This window comes from Phytohabitans flavus (assembly GCF_011764545.1).
Classification (GTDB): Bacteria; Actinomycetota; Actinomycetes; order Mycobacteriales; family Micromonosporaceae; genus Phytohabitans; species Phytohabitans flavus.
This window is the reverse complement of the sequence record NZ_AP022870.1, coordinates 8249765-8265513: the sequence shown is the minus strand read 5'-3', so window position 1 is coordinate 8265513 and position 15749 is coordinate 8249765. Positions and strand designations below refer to the sequence as shown.

16 protein-coding genes, 2 tRNA genes and 2 pseudogenes are annotated in these 15749 nt (G+C 68.6%); all 20 read right to left on the bottom strand.

The genetic code is table 11. The annotated features are described in order from the left end of the window. Position 1: 1 nt before the first annotated feature. The 20 genes and pseudogenes from Pflav_RS36615 to Pflav_RS36520 all read right to left on the bottom strand — a co-directional run bounded on the left by Pflav_RS36615 (position 2) and on the right by Pflav_RS36520 (position 15603). Positions 2 to 448, bottom strand: coding sequence for a MaoC family dehydratase N-terminal domain-containing protein (locus Pflav_RS36615; RefSeq protein ID WP_173041230.1), 447 nt, complete (start codon positions 446 to 448; stop codon positions 2 to 4). A 119-nt stretch (positions 449 to 567) separates the two neighbouring features. Beyond that, positions 568 to 735 (bottom strand): 50S ribosomal protein L33, encoded by a 168-nt coding sequence (rpmG, locus tag Pflav_RS36610; protein WP_167925014.1) that lies wholly within the window; start codon positions 733 to 735, stop codon positions 568 to 570. Between the two features lie 97 nt (positions 736 to 832). Beyond that, positions 833 to 905 (bottom strand) — tRNA-Met (locus Pflav_RS36605). A gap of 24 nt (positions 906 to 929) precedes the next feature. Continuing rightward, positions 930 to 1002 (bottom strand) — tRNA-Thr (locus tag Pflav_RS36600). Between the two features lie 297 nt (positions 1003 to 1299). Then, complete coding sequence (locus tag Pflav_RS36595; protein WP_173041229.1) at positions 1300 to 3849, bottom strand: putative bifunctional diguanylate cyclase/phosphodiesterase; 2550 nt, start codon at positions 3847 to 3849, stop codon at positions 1300 to 1302. A gap of 5 nt (positions 3850 to 3854) precedes the next feature. Next, the gene (locus tag Pflav_RS36590; RefSeq protein ID WP_173041228.1) at positions 3855 to 4022 is read right to left on the bottom strand and encodes a hypothetical protein; all 168 of its coding nucleotides are present in this window, start codon (positions 4020 to 4022) and stop codon (positions 3855 to 3857) included. Positions 4023 to 4744: 722 nt separating this feature from the next. Further along, the gene (gene istB, locus Pflav_RS36585) at positions 4745 to 5521 is read right to left on the bottom strand and encodes an IS21-like element helper ATPase IstB (protein ID WP_173032803.1); all 777 of its coding nucleotides are present in this window, start codon (positions 5519 to 5521) and stop codon (positions 4745 to 4747) included. Then, positions 5518 to 5730, bottom strand: a complete 213-nt coding sequence (locus Pflav_RS36580; RefSeq protein WP_173032598.1) for a hypothetical protein — start codon at positions 5728 to 5730, stop codon at positions 5518 to 5520. The genes istB and Pflav_RS36580 overlap by 4 nt, the downstream gene beginning before the upstream one ends. 128 nt (positions 5731 to 5858) lie before the next feature. Then, positions 5859 to 7379: pseudogene (gene istA, locus Pflav_RS36575) on the bottom strand (IS21 family transposase); the annotation flags it as partial. A gap of 628 nt (positions 7380 to 8007) precedes the next feature. Then, a complete protein-coding gene (locus Pflav_RS36570) occupies positions 8008 to 8565 on the bottom strand; it encodes a hypothetical protein (protein ID WP_173041227.1) in 558 nt (185 codons plus the stop codon). Further along, entirely contained in the window at positions 8555 to 8761 is a 207-nt protein-coding gene (locus Pflav_RS36565; RefSeq protein WP_173041226.1) for a hypothetical protein, read from the bottom strand. The genes Pflav_RS36570 and Pflav_RS36565 overlap by 11 nt, the downstream gene beginning before the upstream one ends. A 144-nt stretch (positions 8762 to 8905) precedes the next feature. Then, the gene (locus tag Pflav_RS36560) at positions 8906 to 10330 is read right to left on the bottom strand and encodes a tyrosine-type recombinase/integrase (RefSeq protein WP_173041225.1); all 1425 of its coding nucleotides are present in this window, start codon (positions 10328 to 10330) and stop codon (positions 8906 to 8908) included. Continuing rightward, positions 10327 to 10512: a helix-turn-helix transcriptional regulator gene (locus tag Pflav_RS36555; RefSeq protein ID WP_173041224.1), complete on the bottom strand. Its 186-nt coding sequence runs from the start codon at positions 10510 to 10512 to the stop codon at positions 10327 to 10329. The genes Pflav_RS36560 and Pflav_RS36555 overlap by 4 nt, the downstream gene beginning before the upstream one ends. After that, a complete protein-coding gene (locus Pflav_RS36550; RefSeq protein ID WP_173041223.1) occupies positions 10484 to 12196 on the bottom strand; it encodes a replication initiator in 1713 nt (570 codons plus the stop codon). The genes Pflav_RS36555 and Pflav_RS36550 overlap by 29 nt, the downstream gene beginning before the upstream one ends. Then, a complete protein-coding gene (locus Pflav_RS36545) occupies positions 12193 to 12378 on the bottom strand; it encodes a hypothetical protein (RefSeq protein WP_173041222.1) in 186 nt (61 codons plus the stop codon). The genes Pflav_RS36550 and Pflav_RS36545 overlap by 4 nt, the downstream gene beginning before the upstream one ends. 269 nt (positions 12379 to 12647) lie before the next feature. Further along, positions 12648 to 13094 (bottom strand): annotated as a pseudogene (locus Pflav_RS36540) (DUF2637 domain-containing protein); the annotation flags it as partial. A gap of 14 nt (positions 13095 to 13108) precedes the next feature. Then, positions 13109 to 13333, bottom strand: coding sequence for a spread protein (locus Pflav_RS36535; RefSeq protein WP_173041221.1), 225 nt, complete (start codon positions 13331 to 13333; stop codon positions 13109 to 13111). Next, the gene (locus Pflav_RS36530; RefSeq protein WP_232072340.1) at positions 13330 to 14898 is read right to left on the bottom strand and encodes an FtsK/SpoIIIE domain-containing protein; all 1569 of its coding nucleotides are present in this window, start codon (positions 14896 to 14898) and stop codon (positions 13330 to 13332) included. The genes Pflav_RS36535 and Pflav_RS36530 overlap by 4 nt, the downstream gene beginning before the upstream one ends. Before the next feature lie 88 nt (positions 14899 to 14986). Continuing rightward, a complete protein-coding gene (locus Pflav_RS36525) occupies positions 14987 to 15205 on the bottom strand; it encodes a hypothetical protein (protein ID WP_173041220.1) in 219 nt (72 codons plus the stop codon). Next, positions 15205 to 15603, bottom strand: coding sequence for a transcriptional regulator (locus Pflav_RS36520; RefSeq protein ID WP_173041219.1), 399 nt, complete (start codon positions 15601 to 15603; stop codon positions 15205 to 15207). The genes Pflav_RS36525 and Pflav_RS36520 overlap by 1 nt, the downstream gene beginning before the upstream one ends. Positions 15604 to 15749: the final 146 nt, after the last annotated feature.

Sequence of the window (15749 nt, the reverse complement as noted above, 5' to 3'; positions counted from 1 at the left end):
CTCAGCCTTCCCCGCGCACGACGAGCTTGGACCACACGCTCACCACAGGCTCGCCGGCCGAGGTGCTCACGTCCGTACGGGTGGTCAGGAAGTCGTGGCCACCGCGCGACAAGATCTCTTCGACGCTGTTGACGCAGACGAGCTCGTCGCCGGCCACGACCGGCCGCTGGTACGCGAAGCGCTGGTCGCCGTGGACCACACGGCTGTAGTCGACGCCCAGCGCCGGGTCGTCGACGATCTGCCGGCTGGCCGCCATGCTAATGATCACAGGGAACGTGGGTGGCGCGATGACGTCGGTGTACCCGGCGGCGCGGGCAGCCTCCGGATCGAGGTACAGCGGGTCGGTCGCGCCGATAGCCTTCGCGAACTCGCGGATCTTCTCCCGGCCAACCTGGTAGGGAGCGGTCGGCGGGTACGTCCGGCCGATGAAGGACTTGTCCAGAGGCATGGAGCGAACCTACCGTCCCACCGGTCCGCCAAAGCCTGCACCGTCTTGCGAAAGGTGGGCGCCAACGAGAACGCGCGGGGGGCGAATGCCCACCCGCGCGACCTAAGGTCTATCCGGCGTCAGCGCGTCTCGCGGTGCGCCGTGTGCTTGCCGCAACGCGGGCAGAACTTCTTCAGCTCGATGCGGTCCGGGTCGTTGCGGCGGTTCTTACGCGTGATGTAGTTGCGCTCCTTGCACTCCACACACGCCATAGTGATCTTTGGACGGACGTCGGTCGCCTTGGCCACGGCGGAGTGCCTTCCTCGTCAACTGGGTCTTCGCGTTACCGGCCCACTAGGATACCCGTACAAGCGAAGCGGACGCCAGTGGCGTCCGTTACGTGCGTAGCGGTGGCCGGACTTGAACCGGCGACACAGCGATTATGAGCCGCTTGCTCTGCCATCTGAGCTACACCGCCGAGGTGGGTCCAGGTGACCCGCTGAGCCCCCTTACGGAATCGAACCGTAGACCTTCTCCTTACCATGGAGACGCTCTGCCGACTGAGCTAAGGGGGCGCGTGCGCCTGGGTAAGAGTACACGTAGCCCTTCCCCAGACGAAATCGGGATAGCCGTGTCGCCTGCGGGTCCGCTGGGCCGCCGCGCCCCGAAAGGCTTCAAGATAGATCGGAGCTACCGCGACGTCCGCGGTGGTCCGGACCGCTGCTCCCGCGGCCTCACCCGCCGCCTCACAAGCCCACGCAGCCGCCGGCAGGCGGCGGCAGGCGGGATCGGTTGTGAACCGCGGCGGGTGAGGCCGCGGGAGCGACGGTCTGGACCACGACGGACGTCGCGGTAGCCCTCTGATTGGGTCTCTAGGTCACAGCGCGGAGGCGGCGGACCTCGCCGAGGGGAGTCGGCTCCGCCTCCGTGCGGGCGCCGAACCACGCCTCCAGCCGCTCGTACGGCAGCGGGCGACTGAAGAGGAAGCCCTGGCCGATCTCGCAGCCCATCTCCTTGAGCAGGTCGAGCGTCAGCTCGCTCTCCACGCCCTCGGCCACCACCGTGAGGCCGAACTGGAGCGACAGCGCCACCACAGCGCGCACGATCGCCAGGTCGCCGGCGTCGGTCGCCATGCCCTGCACGAACGAGCGGTCGATCTTCACCTCGTGGACCGGCAGGCGACGCAGGTACGAGAGTGAGGAGTAGCCGGTGCCGAAGTCGTCGACCGACAGCCGCACCCCGATCTCGCGCAGCCGCCGCAGCGTGGGCAGCGGGCGGTCGGTGGGCCCCCCGGTGACGCCGTCTTCCTTGATCTCGAAGGTGACCTGCTCGGCCGCCACGCCATACTCCCGCAGGAGCGCGTCGACGCGGGCGGGGAAACCGGGGTCCACGAGCGTACGCGGGGAGAGGTTGACCGCGACGGCGAGCGGGCGCTCCGCGTCGGCCCACTCCCGGCAGCGCCGCAGCCCTTCCTTCAGCACCGCCTCGGTGAGCCGGCCGAGCTGGCCGGTGTGCTCGGCCACCGCCACGAAGTCTTCCGGCGAGACCGCGCCATGCGCCGGGTGCTCCCAGCGGGCCAGGCACTCCACGCCCACCAGCCGCCGGTCGGACAGCGTGACCTTGGGCTGGAAGTAGACCTCAAGCTCGTCGTTGTCGAGCGCGCGGCGCAGGTCGCCGGCGAGCTCTAAGCGGCGCACCGACCGCGACTCCAGACCCGCGCTGAAGAGCTGGACACCACCCGGCACCGACTTCGCGACGGTCGCGGCCACGTCGGCCCGCTGAAGCAGCGTCGCGGGATCGGTGCCGTGATCCGGGTGTACGACAACGCCGACGGCCGTGTCGACGTCGAGCGTGAGCGTGCCGAACTCGATCGGGTCGCGCACCTGCTCCCGCAGGTCGACGGCGAGCTGGGCGGCCGCCTCGATGCTCTCGGAGCGGAGCGTCACCACGAACTCGTCTCCGCCGACCCGCCCCACCAGCGCCGCGGGCGGTGCGGTCGCGCGCAGCCGGCGGGCGACCTCGGCGAGCAGCTTGTCGCCGGCCGCGTGGCCGAGCGACTCGTTGACGTCGCGCAGCCGGTCGACGTCGAAGAGGAGCAGCGCCACCACCTCGCCGGGCGCCCGCACGACGACCGACTCCTCCAGCGCCTCGGTGATCCGCCGCCGGTTGGCGAGGGCGGTGAGCCCGTCGTGGTACGCGTCGTAGCGCAGCCGGTCGACAAGCCGCGAGTTTTCCACCGCCACGCCAGCGTGCGCCGCGATCGTCTCCAGCACCCGGACGTCACCGGTTGTGAAGTGGCCGGTGTCGCTCAGCCGGTTGACCACCTCGAGCGTGCCGATCACCGCCTGGCCGGAGCGGAGAGGCGTGACGATCACGTCTTTGACGCCGCTCTCGCGCAGGGCCCGCCGCAGCCCCTCGTCCGTCTCGAACTGCGGGGTGACCGCGACGGTGCTGCCGCTCTCCTGCGCCTTGCTGCGGGCCAGCGGCAGGGTCGGCGCGATGTCGAGCAGGCCGGAGTCGTCGATCCGGGCGGAGAGCAGCACCTCCGGGTGCCGGCCCTGCGCAGGCAGCCACAGGGTGGCGTACTCGGCCTGCATGAGAGCACGCACCCGGAAGAGGAGATCGTCAGCGAGGCCACTCTCCTGGCCACCGTTGCCGATCGCCCGGCTCAGGTCATAGAGCTGGGAAAGCGTGCGGTGCTGGCCCAGGAACTGCGCGTACGACCGGTAGAAGACCGCCAGCACGATTGCCAGCCCGAGCACCAGCAGCGCGGACCACGGGGTCACCCTGAGCACGATGAGGATGATCAGGCCGACCGCGACGTTGACCCCGACGGTGATGACCAGCGTCCGTATGCCGGTGCGGAGCACCTCCCGGGCGGCCGCCAGCCCCTGCACGATCGCGAAGACGCCGATCACGGCGATGAACGTGACAAGCGTGTAGGTGGCGACAGCGGCGAACAGGATGCCCCAGGTGCCCGGGCCTACGCCCTGTATCGGCGGGAGGGCCAGCAGCACCGCACCGGCGAGCGCCGTGGCCGCGGCGGACTTGGCCACGTTGAACCAGAGCTTTACCGGTGCGAGCCGGCGCCGGAGCAGGCGGTGGTACTGATTGATTACCGCACCGACGAAGAAGATCAGCACCACGATCGGCGGCGACAAGTAGAAGAACGCCAGGACCAGCGGAATCTCGTTGATCGCGACGATCACACCGTGCCGTCGGACGATAAACGGCAAGATCGCGACCTCGGCGCCCACCGAGATCGCCAGAAGTAGGGCCGCGATGCTGGCGTCGCCGACGCTCACCGAGTCGTCGACCATGGCGAGCCCGGTCGTAACTACGACAGCCAGGATCGCCAGGGGGCCTGTGATCAACCAGGCGTTTTCCGCCGACCGCCGCTTCGCTGCCTGCCGCGAGGTCATGCGGCTCAGGGGAGGGGGAAGCTGGACCAGTCGTACTCAAGGAGCGGCCCGCTCCAGTCGTACTCCATGGTGCTGAAGCCGCCTCCGCTGCCGCCAAGCCAATGGGCTGCGCCGAAGGTCACGGCCAGCGCCAGGACCAAGCCAGCTAGACGGCTCAGTCTACGTGCACGCATTGAACGCTCCCGTCGGGTTAACCGCATGTGACTCGCGAACTTTTGGGGTGACCTGATCGTGCCACACCCCGGGCCGCAGACACATCCTGATCGACGGCTTAGAACCACACTGCGCGAAAAACATGGCTGAACGGCTGACCGAAAACTTAGCTGAACTTTAGGAACGGCGCTTCGTGCAAGATTTCACGGCACCCAGCCAGTGTCCAGAACCAGTTGAGAAAGGACGGATTTTCCCAGCTTGCTGTAAGGGCGTCGCTCGCTTTGTGTGGGATTTGTGGGCTATGACACTCCATCACCTTTGTCCGCACTTGCCCGCCCTTCACCTTCGACCTACCTCGCCCCACCTTGCGCTGGCCTTCCCCGCAGCTAGCGCCACCTGGAGCAAGTGGATCTTGAACCCAGCGGGACCCTCATCATCCGAACTTCCCGGACCGCCGGTTGCATCTGCTCAATCGTTGACGTTTATCAAACCCTATTCGGCAACCGGCGCGTAAGCAACGACATTCATCTACCCGTTTTGTAGCGGCACAGTTCTGGCACGACGACATTCGGCGTTGGAACGCGAATCCACTTCCCGATTCAGCAGTAAAGCTGCGACGGGCCGCGCATATGCAAACCCAAACGAGAAACCACTCGGATGCGGCTTTGCCCTGTCGTCGCTCACGGAATTCCCCGGGTCTGGGCTCACGTAATTCCCCAGGGTGTGGCCCTCGGTTGATGTTCTACTTGGTGCCGGTCGGTGTTGTCGAGCCGGCTCGGCCGGGTCGTTTGTTGGGGCGGTAGCTGGGTCCGTTCATGAAGACCTGGTGGCTGGTGTTGATGAGCCGGTCCAGCAGCGATTCGGCGACGACGGGGTTGGGGAACAGCGGATACCAGTCGGCCGGTGACCGGTTCGAGGTGGCGATCAAGGACCGGCCGGCCTGGGCGCGTTCGGAGATGAGTTCGTAGAGGTCGTCGGCCTGTTGGGCAGTCAGTTCGCGCATGGCGAAGTCGTCCAGGATCAGCAACGCGGGACGGGCGAGCTCGGCGAGGCGGCGGGGCCAGGTGCGGTCGGCGTGGCCGCCGGCGAGGTCGGCTAGGGCGCGGCTGGTTTTGGTGAAGCGGACGTCGGCGCCGCGGCGGATGGCGAGGTGCCCGAGGGCTTGCGCTATATGGGTTTTGCCGACGCCGACCGGGCCGTGCAGGATGACCGACTCGCCGGCCTGCAGCCAGCGCAGCGCGGCCAGGTCGCGGATCTGCGCGGCGGGCAGTTTCGGGCTGGTGTGAAAGTCGAACTCCTCCAGGGTGGTGGTCTGGTCGAAGCGGGCGCGGCGCAGCCGGCGTTGCATGCCCATGGTTTCCCGGCGGGTGATCTCGTCGTGGCAGAGCACCTGCAGGAACTCCAGGTGGCCGAGCTCGCCGGCTTGGGCTTGGGCCAGGCGGGCGTTGAGGGTGTGCAGCATGCCGGAGAGCTTCAACGCGCGCAGGCTGTCGTGCAGCGCGGTGTCGACGATGGTCACGAGGTCTCCTTGGGCTGGTAGAGGAAGTGGTGCAGGGCGGCCATCAGGTCGGCCCAGTCGGTGCCGGCCGGGCGGGGAAAACCGTTGCGCTGCAACACTTCGGCGACGTCGTGCAGCAGGCCGTAGGTGAACCGGGGATCTGCTCCGCCGGGCTGGGGCAGCGGGTAGGCCGGCTGCGGCGCCGTCGCCGTGGTGGTCTGGTCGGTCATGCCAGCACTCCCGCTGCGGCGCTGGGCTGCTCGTCGTCACCAGCGTCGCCGCGGTCGTCGTCCGCGATGACCGTGTCCATGTCGAGCGTGACGTTCGGGGTGGGCAGGGGGATGACGTTCGCGAACAGCTGCGAAGGGCCGTGCAGGTGCGCTGCGGCGCCGCCGTCACCAGCGGACGGTGGTGGCGGGTCGGTCTCGGCGCCGGCGACCAGGATGCCTTTGACCGTGCGGTAGGACGGGTCGCCAGCCGCGATCGCCTTGGTGCAGGCGGCCTCGAGACGGGCGGTGCCGTGCTTGTCGGCCAGTCCGAGCACGCCCTGCGCGGCGCGGAGCCGGAACAGAGCGTTGACCTCCAGAAGCCCGGCGATGACCTGAGCGCAGGCGGGGCCGATCTCGGCGGAGCGGGTGCGGCACCAGGTCGGCGTCCGCATCCGGAACGCGATCTTCTCGGGCGGATAGTGCCCGAAGTCGGTCTGCTTGCCTTGTGGCTTGCGGCCGTGCGTGGCGATCAGTTGTCCCTTGTGGAAGATCTGGACCACCAGCGGTGTCTCGCGGGCGTCGACACGCTGGCCGATGAACCGCCACGGCACCGAGTAGATCGTCTTACCGACCTTGGCGTGGATGTCCGGTCCCACCACCGCCGTCGACCACGTCGCCAACGCGAACGCCTTGCCAGGCAACGGTTGCAGCACTTCTGCTTCGACAGCCGCGAACACGGACGCCGGCGCCGCACCGCCCAGCGGCCGGCAGGACCTGCGGCCGGCGACCTCGGCGCACCACTGGGTCGCAGCGGCCTGCATCGCCTCCAGCGACGCGAACTGGCGACCGCGCCAGAAACTGTCCCGGATATACGGCATCGGCCGCTCGATGCGGGCCTTGTCCCGCGGCTTGCCGCGTCGGGCCGGGTCGACTAGCACCCCGTAGTGGGCGGCCAGTTCAGCATAGGAGCGGTTGATCTTCGGGTCGTAGAGGTCAGGCTTGTCCACCCCGGTGCGCAGGTTGTCCGGCACCAGCCGCCGCGGCGTGCCACCGAAGAACGCGAACGCCTCGATGTGTGCCTCGGTCCAGGCCCGCTGATCCATGGTCAGGACCGGCCGCACGAACATGTGCCGCGAACACGCAAGGACCATGGCGAACGCCCACACTCGACGCCGCTTGCCGGTCGCCGAATCTACCCAATGGCCCAGATGCCCGTAGTCGATCTGGGCCTCCTCACCCGGCGGGAAGTCCGTCTCATCGCGCAGCACCACGACCCGGTCCCGGCGCACCTGTTCCGGCAGGTTCGCCGCCACATACCGCTTCAACGACGCCACCGACGCGGTCAGGCCGTGCTCGTCCCGCAGCCGCTGGTGGATCGTCGCCTGCGTCACCCCCAACTTCAGCTGGGCAGTGATGTACTCGTGATGCTTAGCGATCTGCGGCCAGGTCACCTGCCGCAACCGGGTATCGGCCAACTGAGGGAACCACCGCGTCACCAGCGCCGCCCAGTCCTGCTGACTCATCGCCGGCCCACCCGGCACGAACCCAGCCGCGACCGCCGGGGCCAGGTACTTGCGGATCGTCTTACGATCCACACCCAGCGACGTGCCCACCTCGCTGATCGACCGGCCCGCGTACCAGTGGATGAAGATCTCGGTCACATCGACCACGTCGAACGTTCTCCTCGCCATCAGCTCCCTCACCCGTCACCCGGACAAGGGAGAACTCTTCAAGATCGCGAGGACCACCCCACTGGGAGCCCTAGGCGCCCAGGCGCCTCACCTGGGGAATTAGGTGAGCGAGCGGGTGGGGAATTACGTGAGCGTCAGACCGCTACAGGTGGGGAATTACGTGAGCGCCGACACTTTGCCCCAATCAAGCCGAATGGCTGATGAGCACATCAGCCTAAAGCATGACCACGCCGCGAGGCCCCACAGCGCGCCCTTCGCGTCAGGTCGAGACAGCCCAGACGGTCCGCGCATCCCTGAGCACCGGACCAACTACGTAGAGATCATCGGCCGCAGGGGCCGGTACGCGAGAGACCTAGGAGGCACGCCGGACGGACCCGCGCGGCGGCGGATACAACAAGATCGGCCCCGGCCAGCGTTCAGGCTGGTCCGGGGCCGTTATTCCCTAGGTGTGGCGGGTAGAGGATTCGAACCTCTGAAGCTTTCGCGACGGATTTACAGAGGGCCCGGGTTCGAACTAGCTACAGGGCCGGTGAGCTGGTGTTTCTCCACCAGGCCGTAGGGCAGATCAAGCCCACGCCCACGATCCGCCCACACCCACCCGGGAGCCTCAGTGCCAGGAGCGGTGGAGCACATGGCGGTACTCCGTGCCGGCGAGTCGCGTCTCCCAGTCGGGCTGAAGCGGAGTCGCCCCAGACGCGATGGCGGCCCGGACGACGCTCTCCACAGTGATCCGCCCGCTTGGCAGGTGGTCCTTGTTGCTCAGGACAGAATCAGGACGGAGCTGAGCGGCACCGATGTGCAGGTGTGGGTCCTTCTCGTGGGACTGACCCAACGGATGCCAGTGGTAGTCGACCACGGCCAAGCCGTCAGACGTACGGAGGGAGTAGTCGTAGCCCCTCGTTGTGATCCTAAACGGACCGTAGCCGGGGCGGGGATCCCTGATGATCTCGTAGAACATCCGTGCACGCATCTCGATCCGTCGATCGCCACGTAGCCGCACGTAACCATCACCCGCGATACCGGTGAGGTGGAGTTCGTGAACCTTGTTCAGATCGTTCTTGCCGCCGGCAGAGGCTGTGATCTTCCCACGCACAACACAGCTCAACGCCTCACCGAGGGGCCCGACGAAGGCGCCGAACGCCTCATATGGGCTGCTACCAGGCATCGGGGAGCAGCATAGCCACCTGGGTAACCTTCGGGTCCTCGTTGCCTTGGAACTCACCAGCACGCCACTTCGCTGCGAACTCGTCGGCACTCATGTTGAGGTTCCGCCGCGCCTCTCGTTCAAGGAGGGCACGCTGCTCCTCGGGGGTCATCTCATCCACGGTGGCGGCCGGGTCCGTCTGGGTGTCCGTAGCCATGGTCGCCTCCTTCTAGGTTGGGGCTACCGTAGCGGTAGCCTCCGACAAGTTTCGCCGCTACGAGCGAGATTGCCTAGTCAGGTGACTAGGCCGCAAGTTGCGGCCGCGTCTCAAACAACAGAGACGGAAGTAGTGGGCGCCGGATCATCCCAGCGCGCCGCCGATCCGGTCGTTGGCGCCGTCCTCTCCCCCATCGATGCAGTTGGCGTACACGCGGAGCAGGACTGCCACGCCGTGACCGAGTCGCCGGGCGACCTCCGTTGGTGGCACACCGGCGTTGAGCCAAAGCGAGGCTGCCGCGTGTCGCAGGTCGTACGGCCGCCGAGCCAGGGGCGACGCGACCTGGGCCGGAGTCAGCGCCTTCTCCCGAGCGAGCTTCCACCACCGGTCGTAGATCGAGCTGGCCAGCGGCCCACCGTGCAGCCCGCCGAAGTACCGGCCGTCCGGCATGGTCCCGTGCTTCTTCACGTGCTCGCAGAGCAGCTGCACCAGCCGCGGAGGGATTGGGACCGATCGAGTCTCCTTGCGCGCCCGGTGTTTGAGCCCGCGCCGCTCGTACGGCCGCCCGTCATCGGTCCAGTGCGAGCCCGCAAGCGGCGCAGTCTCCGCCAGCGTCACCTTGCCCCACTGATGCTCGATCTTGTCGTGAGCGCACGCCGGGGTCAGCGCGTTATCCGTCGTCGCCCCACAGTCGAGGCACTTGCCGGGCAGCACGCAGTCGCCGAGCCGCAGATCGGCCGCCTCTGATGGGCGCATGCCGGCGTAGTAGAGGCAGCCGAAGAACGCCACGACCCGCTCGGCGCGTTTGCCGAGAGAACGCACCCCGTCGAGCAGCGCCGCCACCTGCACCGGGTTGGCGACCACCCGCCGGTCGATGGCCTGCGCGACCTCTGGCGCCGTCCACTGCACGCGGTCGATCGGGTTGGCGCCGAGCAGCTCCAGTTCGACCGCGTAACCCACGGCGTTGTAGAAGACCGCGCGCTTGCGGGCGACGGTCGCAGCCGCCGCCGGCTTGCCGTCCTGCCTGAGGCACAGCCCGTCGAGCACGCGCCGCACCGTCGCCGCCGAATCCAGGTCGACCACGGGCAGGGACGCGCCATCCAGCCAGGCGAGCGCCGCCGCGTACTCCGCCGGCACCTCCTCGGACCAGCGGCGCGGGTTCAGGCCGTATATATACAGCGCCCTCCGCAGCACCTCGTCCTCCGGACGCCCACGCTTACCTGCCCTGCTCAGGGTCATGGACACCTGGGTCAACGCCTCAACGATCCCGCGGCGCGACTTCGCCGCAGCCCGGGGCCACTTCATCTGTACGTATGTGCGGCTGTGCGCGTACCAGGTCGTGGTGTTCCTGGCCCGGGCCTCGGAGGCAGGCCGCCCGGTCGTCGTGTCGAACGGCTCGCCAGCGTTGGCCGCCTTGACCAGCTCGGAGCGGAACGAGTCGGCGAGAGCCTTGGTTCGGAACAGCTCCTCGAACCGCTCGCCGGCCACCGCCCAGCGCACGCGCCATGGACGCGACTTGCGATCCTTCCGCGCCGTGATCTCCCAGATCTTGATCTCGTAGCTCTTCATGCCCGGTCGCCCTCCAGGTCGCCGAGCCATCGGGAAAGAGCCGACCGGCGTACGCGCAGCTCACCGTTGGGGAGCTTGATCACGCGCGGCCCCTTGCCGGTCTGGCGCCAGTAGAACCAGGTGGACCGCGAGACCCGCAGCTCCGCGATCACCTCACGCACGGTCAACAGCTCCTCCGGCATGCGCTCTCCTCCTCCCCGTCGCGGTTGCCGAAACAGTGGGCGAGTCCTGCTCGGCCCGATCGCGGGCGGCGAGGAGTGCGGATCTCCATTGCATGCGCCGGGAGAGTGCGCGGAGGAGTCGGTGTTGCAGCGGTGAGACGTCCGGGTCGTCGGGGCGGGCGTACTCCCAGCCGTAAGGCTTCGGCCCGTCTTGGTCGACAGTGGACGCCGGGTCGGCTTCCTCCGCCGTGACGCTGACGCCCAGGAGGTGGCGGACCCAGGCGCGAGCGTCGGCGCGATGGTCGGCGAGGGTCTTGCCGGACCAGTCGCGGGAGATGAGGATGCGCCGGCCGCCGATGCCGAGCGTGTCCCGCTGGTGGACGCGTCCCTTGCAGCGACCCGGGCGGAGCTTGCCGTGTGCTTTCTTGGGTTGGATGCCGTAGAGCAGCCAGTTGGCGCACCGGTCCGAGCACGGGATGGTGCGCAGCTCGGCCCAGAGCCGGTCGAGGTGGTCGCGTTGCCGGTCGGTGGTTGGCTTGTGGCAGTCGGAGACAGTCTTGGTGATGTACTTCGTGATGTAGCCGATCGTCCGGTCAGCGTGGGTGGTCCCGGCAGTGACGCCCTCGGCATGGACCTGGGCACCGAACCGGACCACGTGGGCCGGCTCATCGACGGTGTCGAGCGCTTCGCTCCAGGTGGCCAGCGGCTCGCGGGTGTCCGGGTCGACCCATGCATTTGAGTCCCAGACCGGTAGCCGGTCGAGGGTGTAGGCGAGCTGGTCGACGGGTGGCCACCACACTTGGTGGTAGGTCGCGGCGGCGACCTTGCGCAGCACCGCGCGCGGGATGGTGCCGCGGATCGCGAAGTGGGCGTGTGGGGCGAGTCGGCGCTGTGGCTCGACACATCCGGCGTACTGCACGTTCCAGCCGACGCAGCGCCGTAGGTTCTGCCAGAACCGGTCGAGCAGCCGAGGGAAGTTCACGGCGTCCCAGGCGGCGCGCCGGTAGTCGTAGGTGTCCGGGTCGACCGGGGTGCCGTCGTTGCGGACCCGGCCGTACGAGTCGAGGGTCAGCGACAGCCACATGGACGGCCGGTACTCGCTGCCGTCCGGCGCCGTGTAAATCCGACCGACTGTCCGCCGCTCTACCCGTTGGCGCGGCAGGTCGGGCGCATCCTGCCGCCGCTTGGTGGAGCGGACGCGCCGGCGCGGTTCGTCGTGGGCCGGTGCGACCCGGCCGCGCAGGCCCTCGGCGGCGATGCACTCCTCTACCTCACGAATGGCCTCGTCCAGGTCGGCGACCTGGTCCCACTGGGCCGCCCGGGTCGCCTCGTCGCGGGCGAGCTCGAAGTGTGCCCGTACCGCGATCAGCTCACGCTGCGCCGGCGTGGCCGGCTCAGGTGCGGGGGTTGGCTCGGCGGTCCGATGCCAGCCCTCCCGGATCTGGACGCGACGCAGACGCCGAGCCCGCTTGGCGCAGGGTGCGCACTTGTCCTCCCGAGTCGCGCCGCACGGCAGGTCGATGACCTCGGTCTGGCCGGTCTCCAGGTCCGTGCGGCGGAGGCTGACCGGGCCCAGGCACACGCCGTACTCGGCGCACATGTCCTTGAGGACGCTGACGCTCATAGGCAGCGCGAGCCTTGCGGCGCGCGAGCCTGGTCGTGGTGAGTCGTCTTGTGCGATGCCGGGCAGGGTGGGTGCCGTCATGGGCGTACCTCCCGCGCCTGCCTCGGCATCGGAACCGTGCGGCCCGGTTGTCCGGCAAGGACCGCGCGGATCACGAGGTCGATCGCGGGCACGAGCACGTGTGAGGTGTCCGTGGCGTACCGGGTATCCAGCTCGACTGAGGCGCCCAGCTCGACGCGCCGGTGGCCGATCGCGTCCTGCACCGCGATGACCGAGAGCCTGCCGTACGGGGTTCGCCAGAGGATGGTCTTGCTGCGGTGCTCGCCGGCAGGGCTGCCCGCAAGGACCGCGCAACGGTGGTCACCAGCGCACCAGGTCGGGCAATGACCAACGACCCGCCAATCGGCAGGAACAGTCACGTTGCCGCGGCGGGCGCGAATCTCGGAGACGAGGATACGGGCAGCGGACCAGGCCCTACCTAGACCGTTCATCGGATCACCTCGGCGGCGAGGATCTGCCCGTTCCCACGGACGACCACCGGAGCCGGCTCTTCCACGGGCGCGGCGACCGGTGCGGCTACAGGTGCGCTGGCAGGCGCGGTCAGGACGAGCTTGGACAGGCCGAGGAACGCCAGCGCCGGCACCGCCGAGAGCAGCCAGCCGGACAAGCCCGGCTTGGCGACCGCGAGCTGCGCCGACAGGGACAATGCGACGGCAGCGACGATGAGGAACATGGGGTACCCGACTGAACCGCCAGTGCGACGGCGACGACGGATCTCCAGGAGCGCGGCGGCCGGGATCAGTTCGGAGATGACAGCGTTGGCCCAGCCGAACCACTCCGGGGTACCTGCCGGGGAGTTGGCCATCGTCCACTCCTTGACATGGGTGAACGAGGCCGCCCCAGCGAACACGGCGACGATGAGCAAGATCAGGACGAGCAGGGCAACCTCCACCCGCTCGCGGCGAACGAGCTTCACGATGAGCCTCCCCAGCCTCAGCGTTTGGTGGCTGCGATGTGTACGCGGATCCAGGACGGCGGTTCGCCTGTGGAGGCGACCGCTTCGGACAGGCAGCGCCACAGCGCCCACGCCTCGTCCGGGGTGAGGTACATGCGCCGCCGGCCGGAGCCGACCGCCAGGTACAGGTCTGCGCCCTCGGTGACGCGGACCGTCGTCGGGCCGCCCGCTGGTGTCCGCAACCGGTAGTAGCGCCTCGTCATGCCGCCTCCCCGTCCTGTGTGGACTCCAGCGCGGCGCGGAGCTTGCTGGGCAGCAGCGGCCCGGACGCCGGTCGAGGCGACGGCCGGTAGGTGTGGACCGTGACGCTCTGCGGCTCGGCCGGTGCAGGGAAGGTCGCTGCCATGTCGCGGATTAGGTCGTCGCTGATGTAGGAGAACCGGACCCGCGCCGGCTCAGGCTGGCCATCGAGCAGCACGTAGCCGACGCCCTTGGACGTGAGCGGGATCTGATCGGCGAGCGCGCCTCGGTCGCGGGCACCGTCGCCGAGTACCAGGTCAACCTGTGCTCGGTCGGTAAGCCCGAGCGCGATCCGCGTGGGAAACAGATCCCGGAGCGAGAGCACCTCCTTGCGCGGGTCCTGCACCGCGGCGACGACCAGGACGCCGAGGCCCGCACCCTGAGAAAGCAGCAGAGCCAACGATGCGTTGATCCGGCCGCGAAGCTCGGAGTCGGGCAGGTAGGCGACCAGCGCCGCGATCTCGTCAATGACGATCACGATCAGCGGGTCGTCGACGGTGGGCGTGTGCACGCGGACCTTGCCCCGCAGCCGCGCCTGACGCTCGCGCATCTTCGCCACGGCCCGGTCGAGCAGGTCGGCCATGGCCGGCCAGTCGTCGTCGCAGTACCGGGCGAACAGCGGCCGGCCGATAGACAGCTCCATGCCGCCCTTCGGGTCGAGCGCCCACACCCGGACGAGACCCGACGTGATCGCGGTTGCGAGCGACCGCACCAGCGACCAGATCACCGAGCCCTTGCCCATCCGGGTCGCGCCCGCGATGAGCAGATGCGTGGCGAGCAGCCGCAGCGTGTACACCTCCAGGTCTTCGCGGAGGCCCAGCGGTAGAGCGGTGAAGTCCGGCCGAGCCTGCACCGGCAGCGGCGACACGACCTGCGTCAGCGGGTCACGGCGGATGAACACAAGCCACACATGCCGAGGCCGGTCACGGAACCGCACCCGGTCGACCAACCGCAGCAGCCACGCCCAGCGACCATCGCGGATCGGCGGTGAGGTGCGCCGGCCAGAGAAGACGCGGCAGTGCCGGGAGCCGAAGGAGTACGCCAGGTTCGAGCCGGCCTTGTGGTAGATCTCTGGGTTCTGGCCGCGTGGCATCCGTAGCCGCACCTCGTCAGTCGCGTACGTGCAGCGCACCGACAGGAGCGTGGGCACCTTGCGCCCACCGTCGTAGGTCTTGACCAGGCCGCAGAGGGTCATTGCCTCGTCCCACTGCCGCCAGTACGCCCACAGCCGCCGCCAGCGGGACAGCATCGGCAGGACCAGCCAGCGCCGGCACGACTCCGGCCACCGCCACAACCACAGACCGACCAGGCCGGCAGCCAGGGATGCGCCCAGGAGCAACGGCGCCCAGCCGTACTCCGCCCACGCCCACACCAGCACGACGACCGCGGCCACCTCGGGCAGCAGCCGGCGGTTGCGCACGACCAGGCGGCAAAGCCGGAACAGCAGTAGCGGCACGGCCAGGGTCAGCACCACCCACCACGGGGTGGGCACGGACATCCGCCGGAAGTTGACCAGCGGGGTCTTCATCACCACGATGAACTCGCCTTCCTTCGCGGGAGGGCGGCGGGGCGGTCCGGCTTCCTACGGCATCAAGACCGCCCCGCGCCACACTCGATCAGGCCGCCGTCCTGATGACAGGCGCCTGTAGGGACTGCCGTGCCTCAGCGAGCACGGCGCTCATCCGGTCGATGTCGGCCGGGTCGAGGAACAGCACGATGTCGTTGCTGCTCGGTCCGATGTGGAACGTGACCCGCCGCTCGGCTGGGTAGCTGCGGAACCACACCTCGGTCTCCGGGAACACGTGCGCACAGGTCTGCACGCATGCGCCACCCATCACGCCGCCTTCCGGCGCGACTCGGCCGCCGTGACCGGAGCCCGCAGCCCGGTCGCGCGGTACGAGTAGCTCAGGCGACCGGTGTTGCTGACGTACGGCGTGACCGTCATGCCCTCGAACTCGACCGCCTGGAACGGGCCGACCGGCGGCACCGGCTGGACGTCGGCCAGGATCTTGACCGAGACCTCCCGCGACCGGCCACGCAGCTCCTCGTCCATGTCCATGACGCGGCACTGCCAGACCCGCTGGCCGGTCAGCTTGTCGATGCTCGGCGTACGCGCCCGAGTCCGCTCGTCGAAGTCCTGCGCTTCAGCGATCGAGTCCGGCACGAGGACACAGCCGTGCGGGAACACGTCCTCGAACCGCACCGAGAACCGGACCCCACCCTTCAGAGCCATCCGCTCCGCTCCCATCTTGTAGACATGTCTGCCAAGTTGCATGACCAAGGTAGCCACTTGGCAGACGTATCTACAAGTTGCTCCTCTCCAGATACCAGGGATCCGCACTAAACGGGCTTAGCGCGTATTCCACCATCCACCCAGCG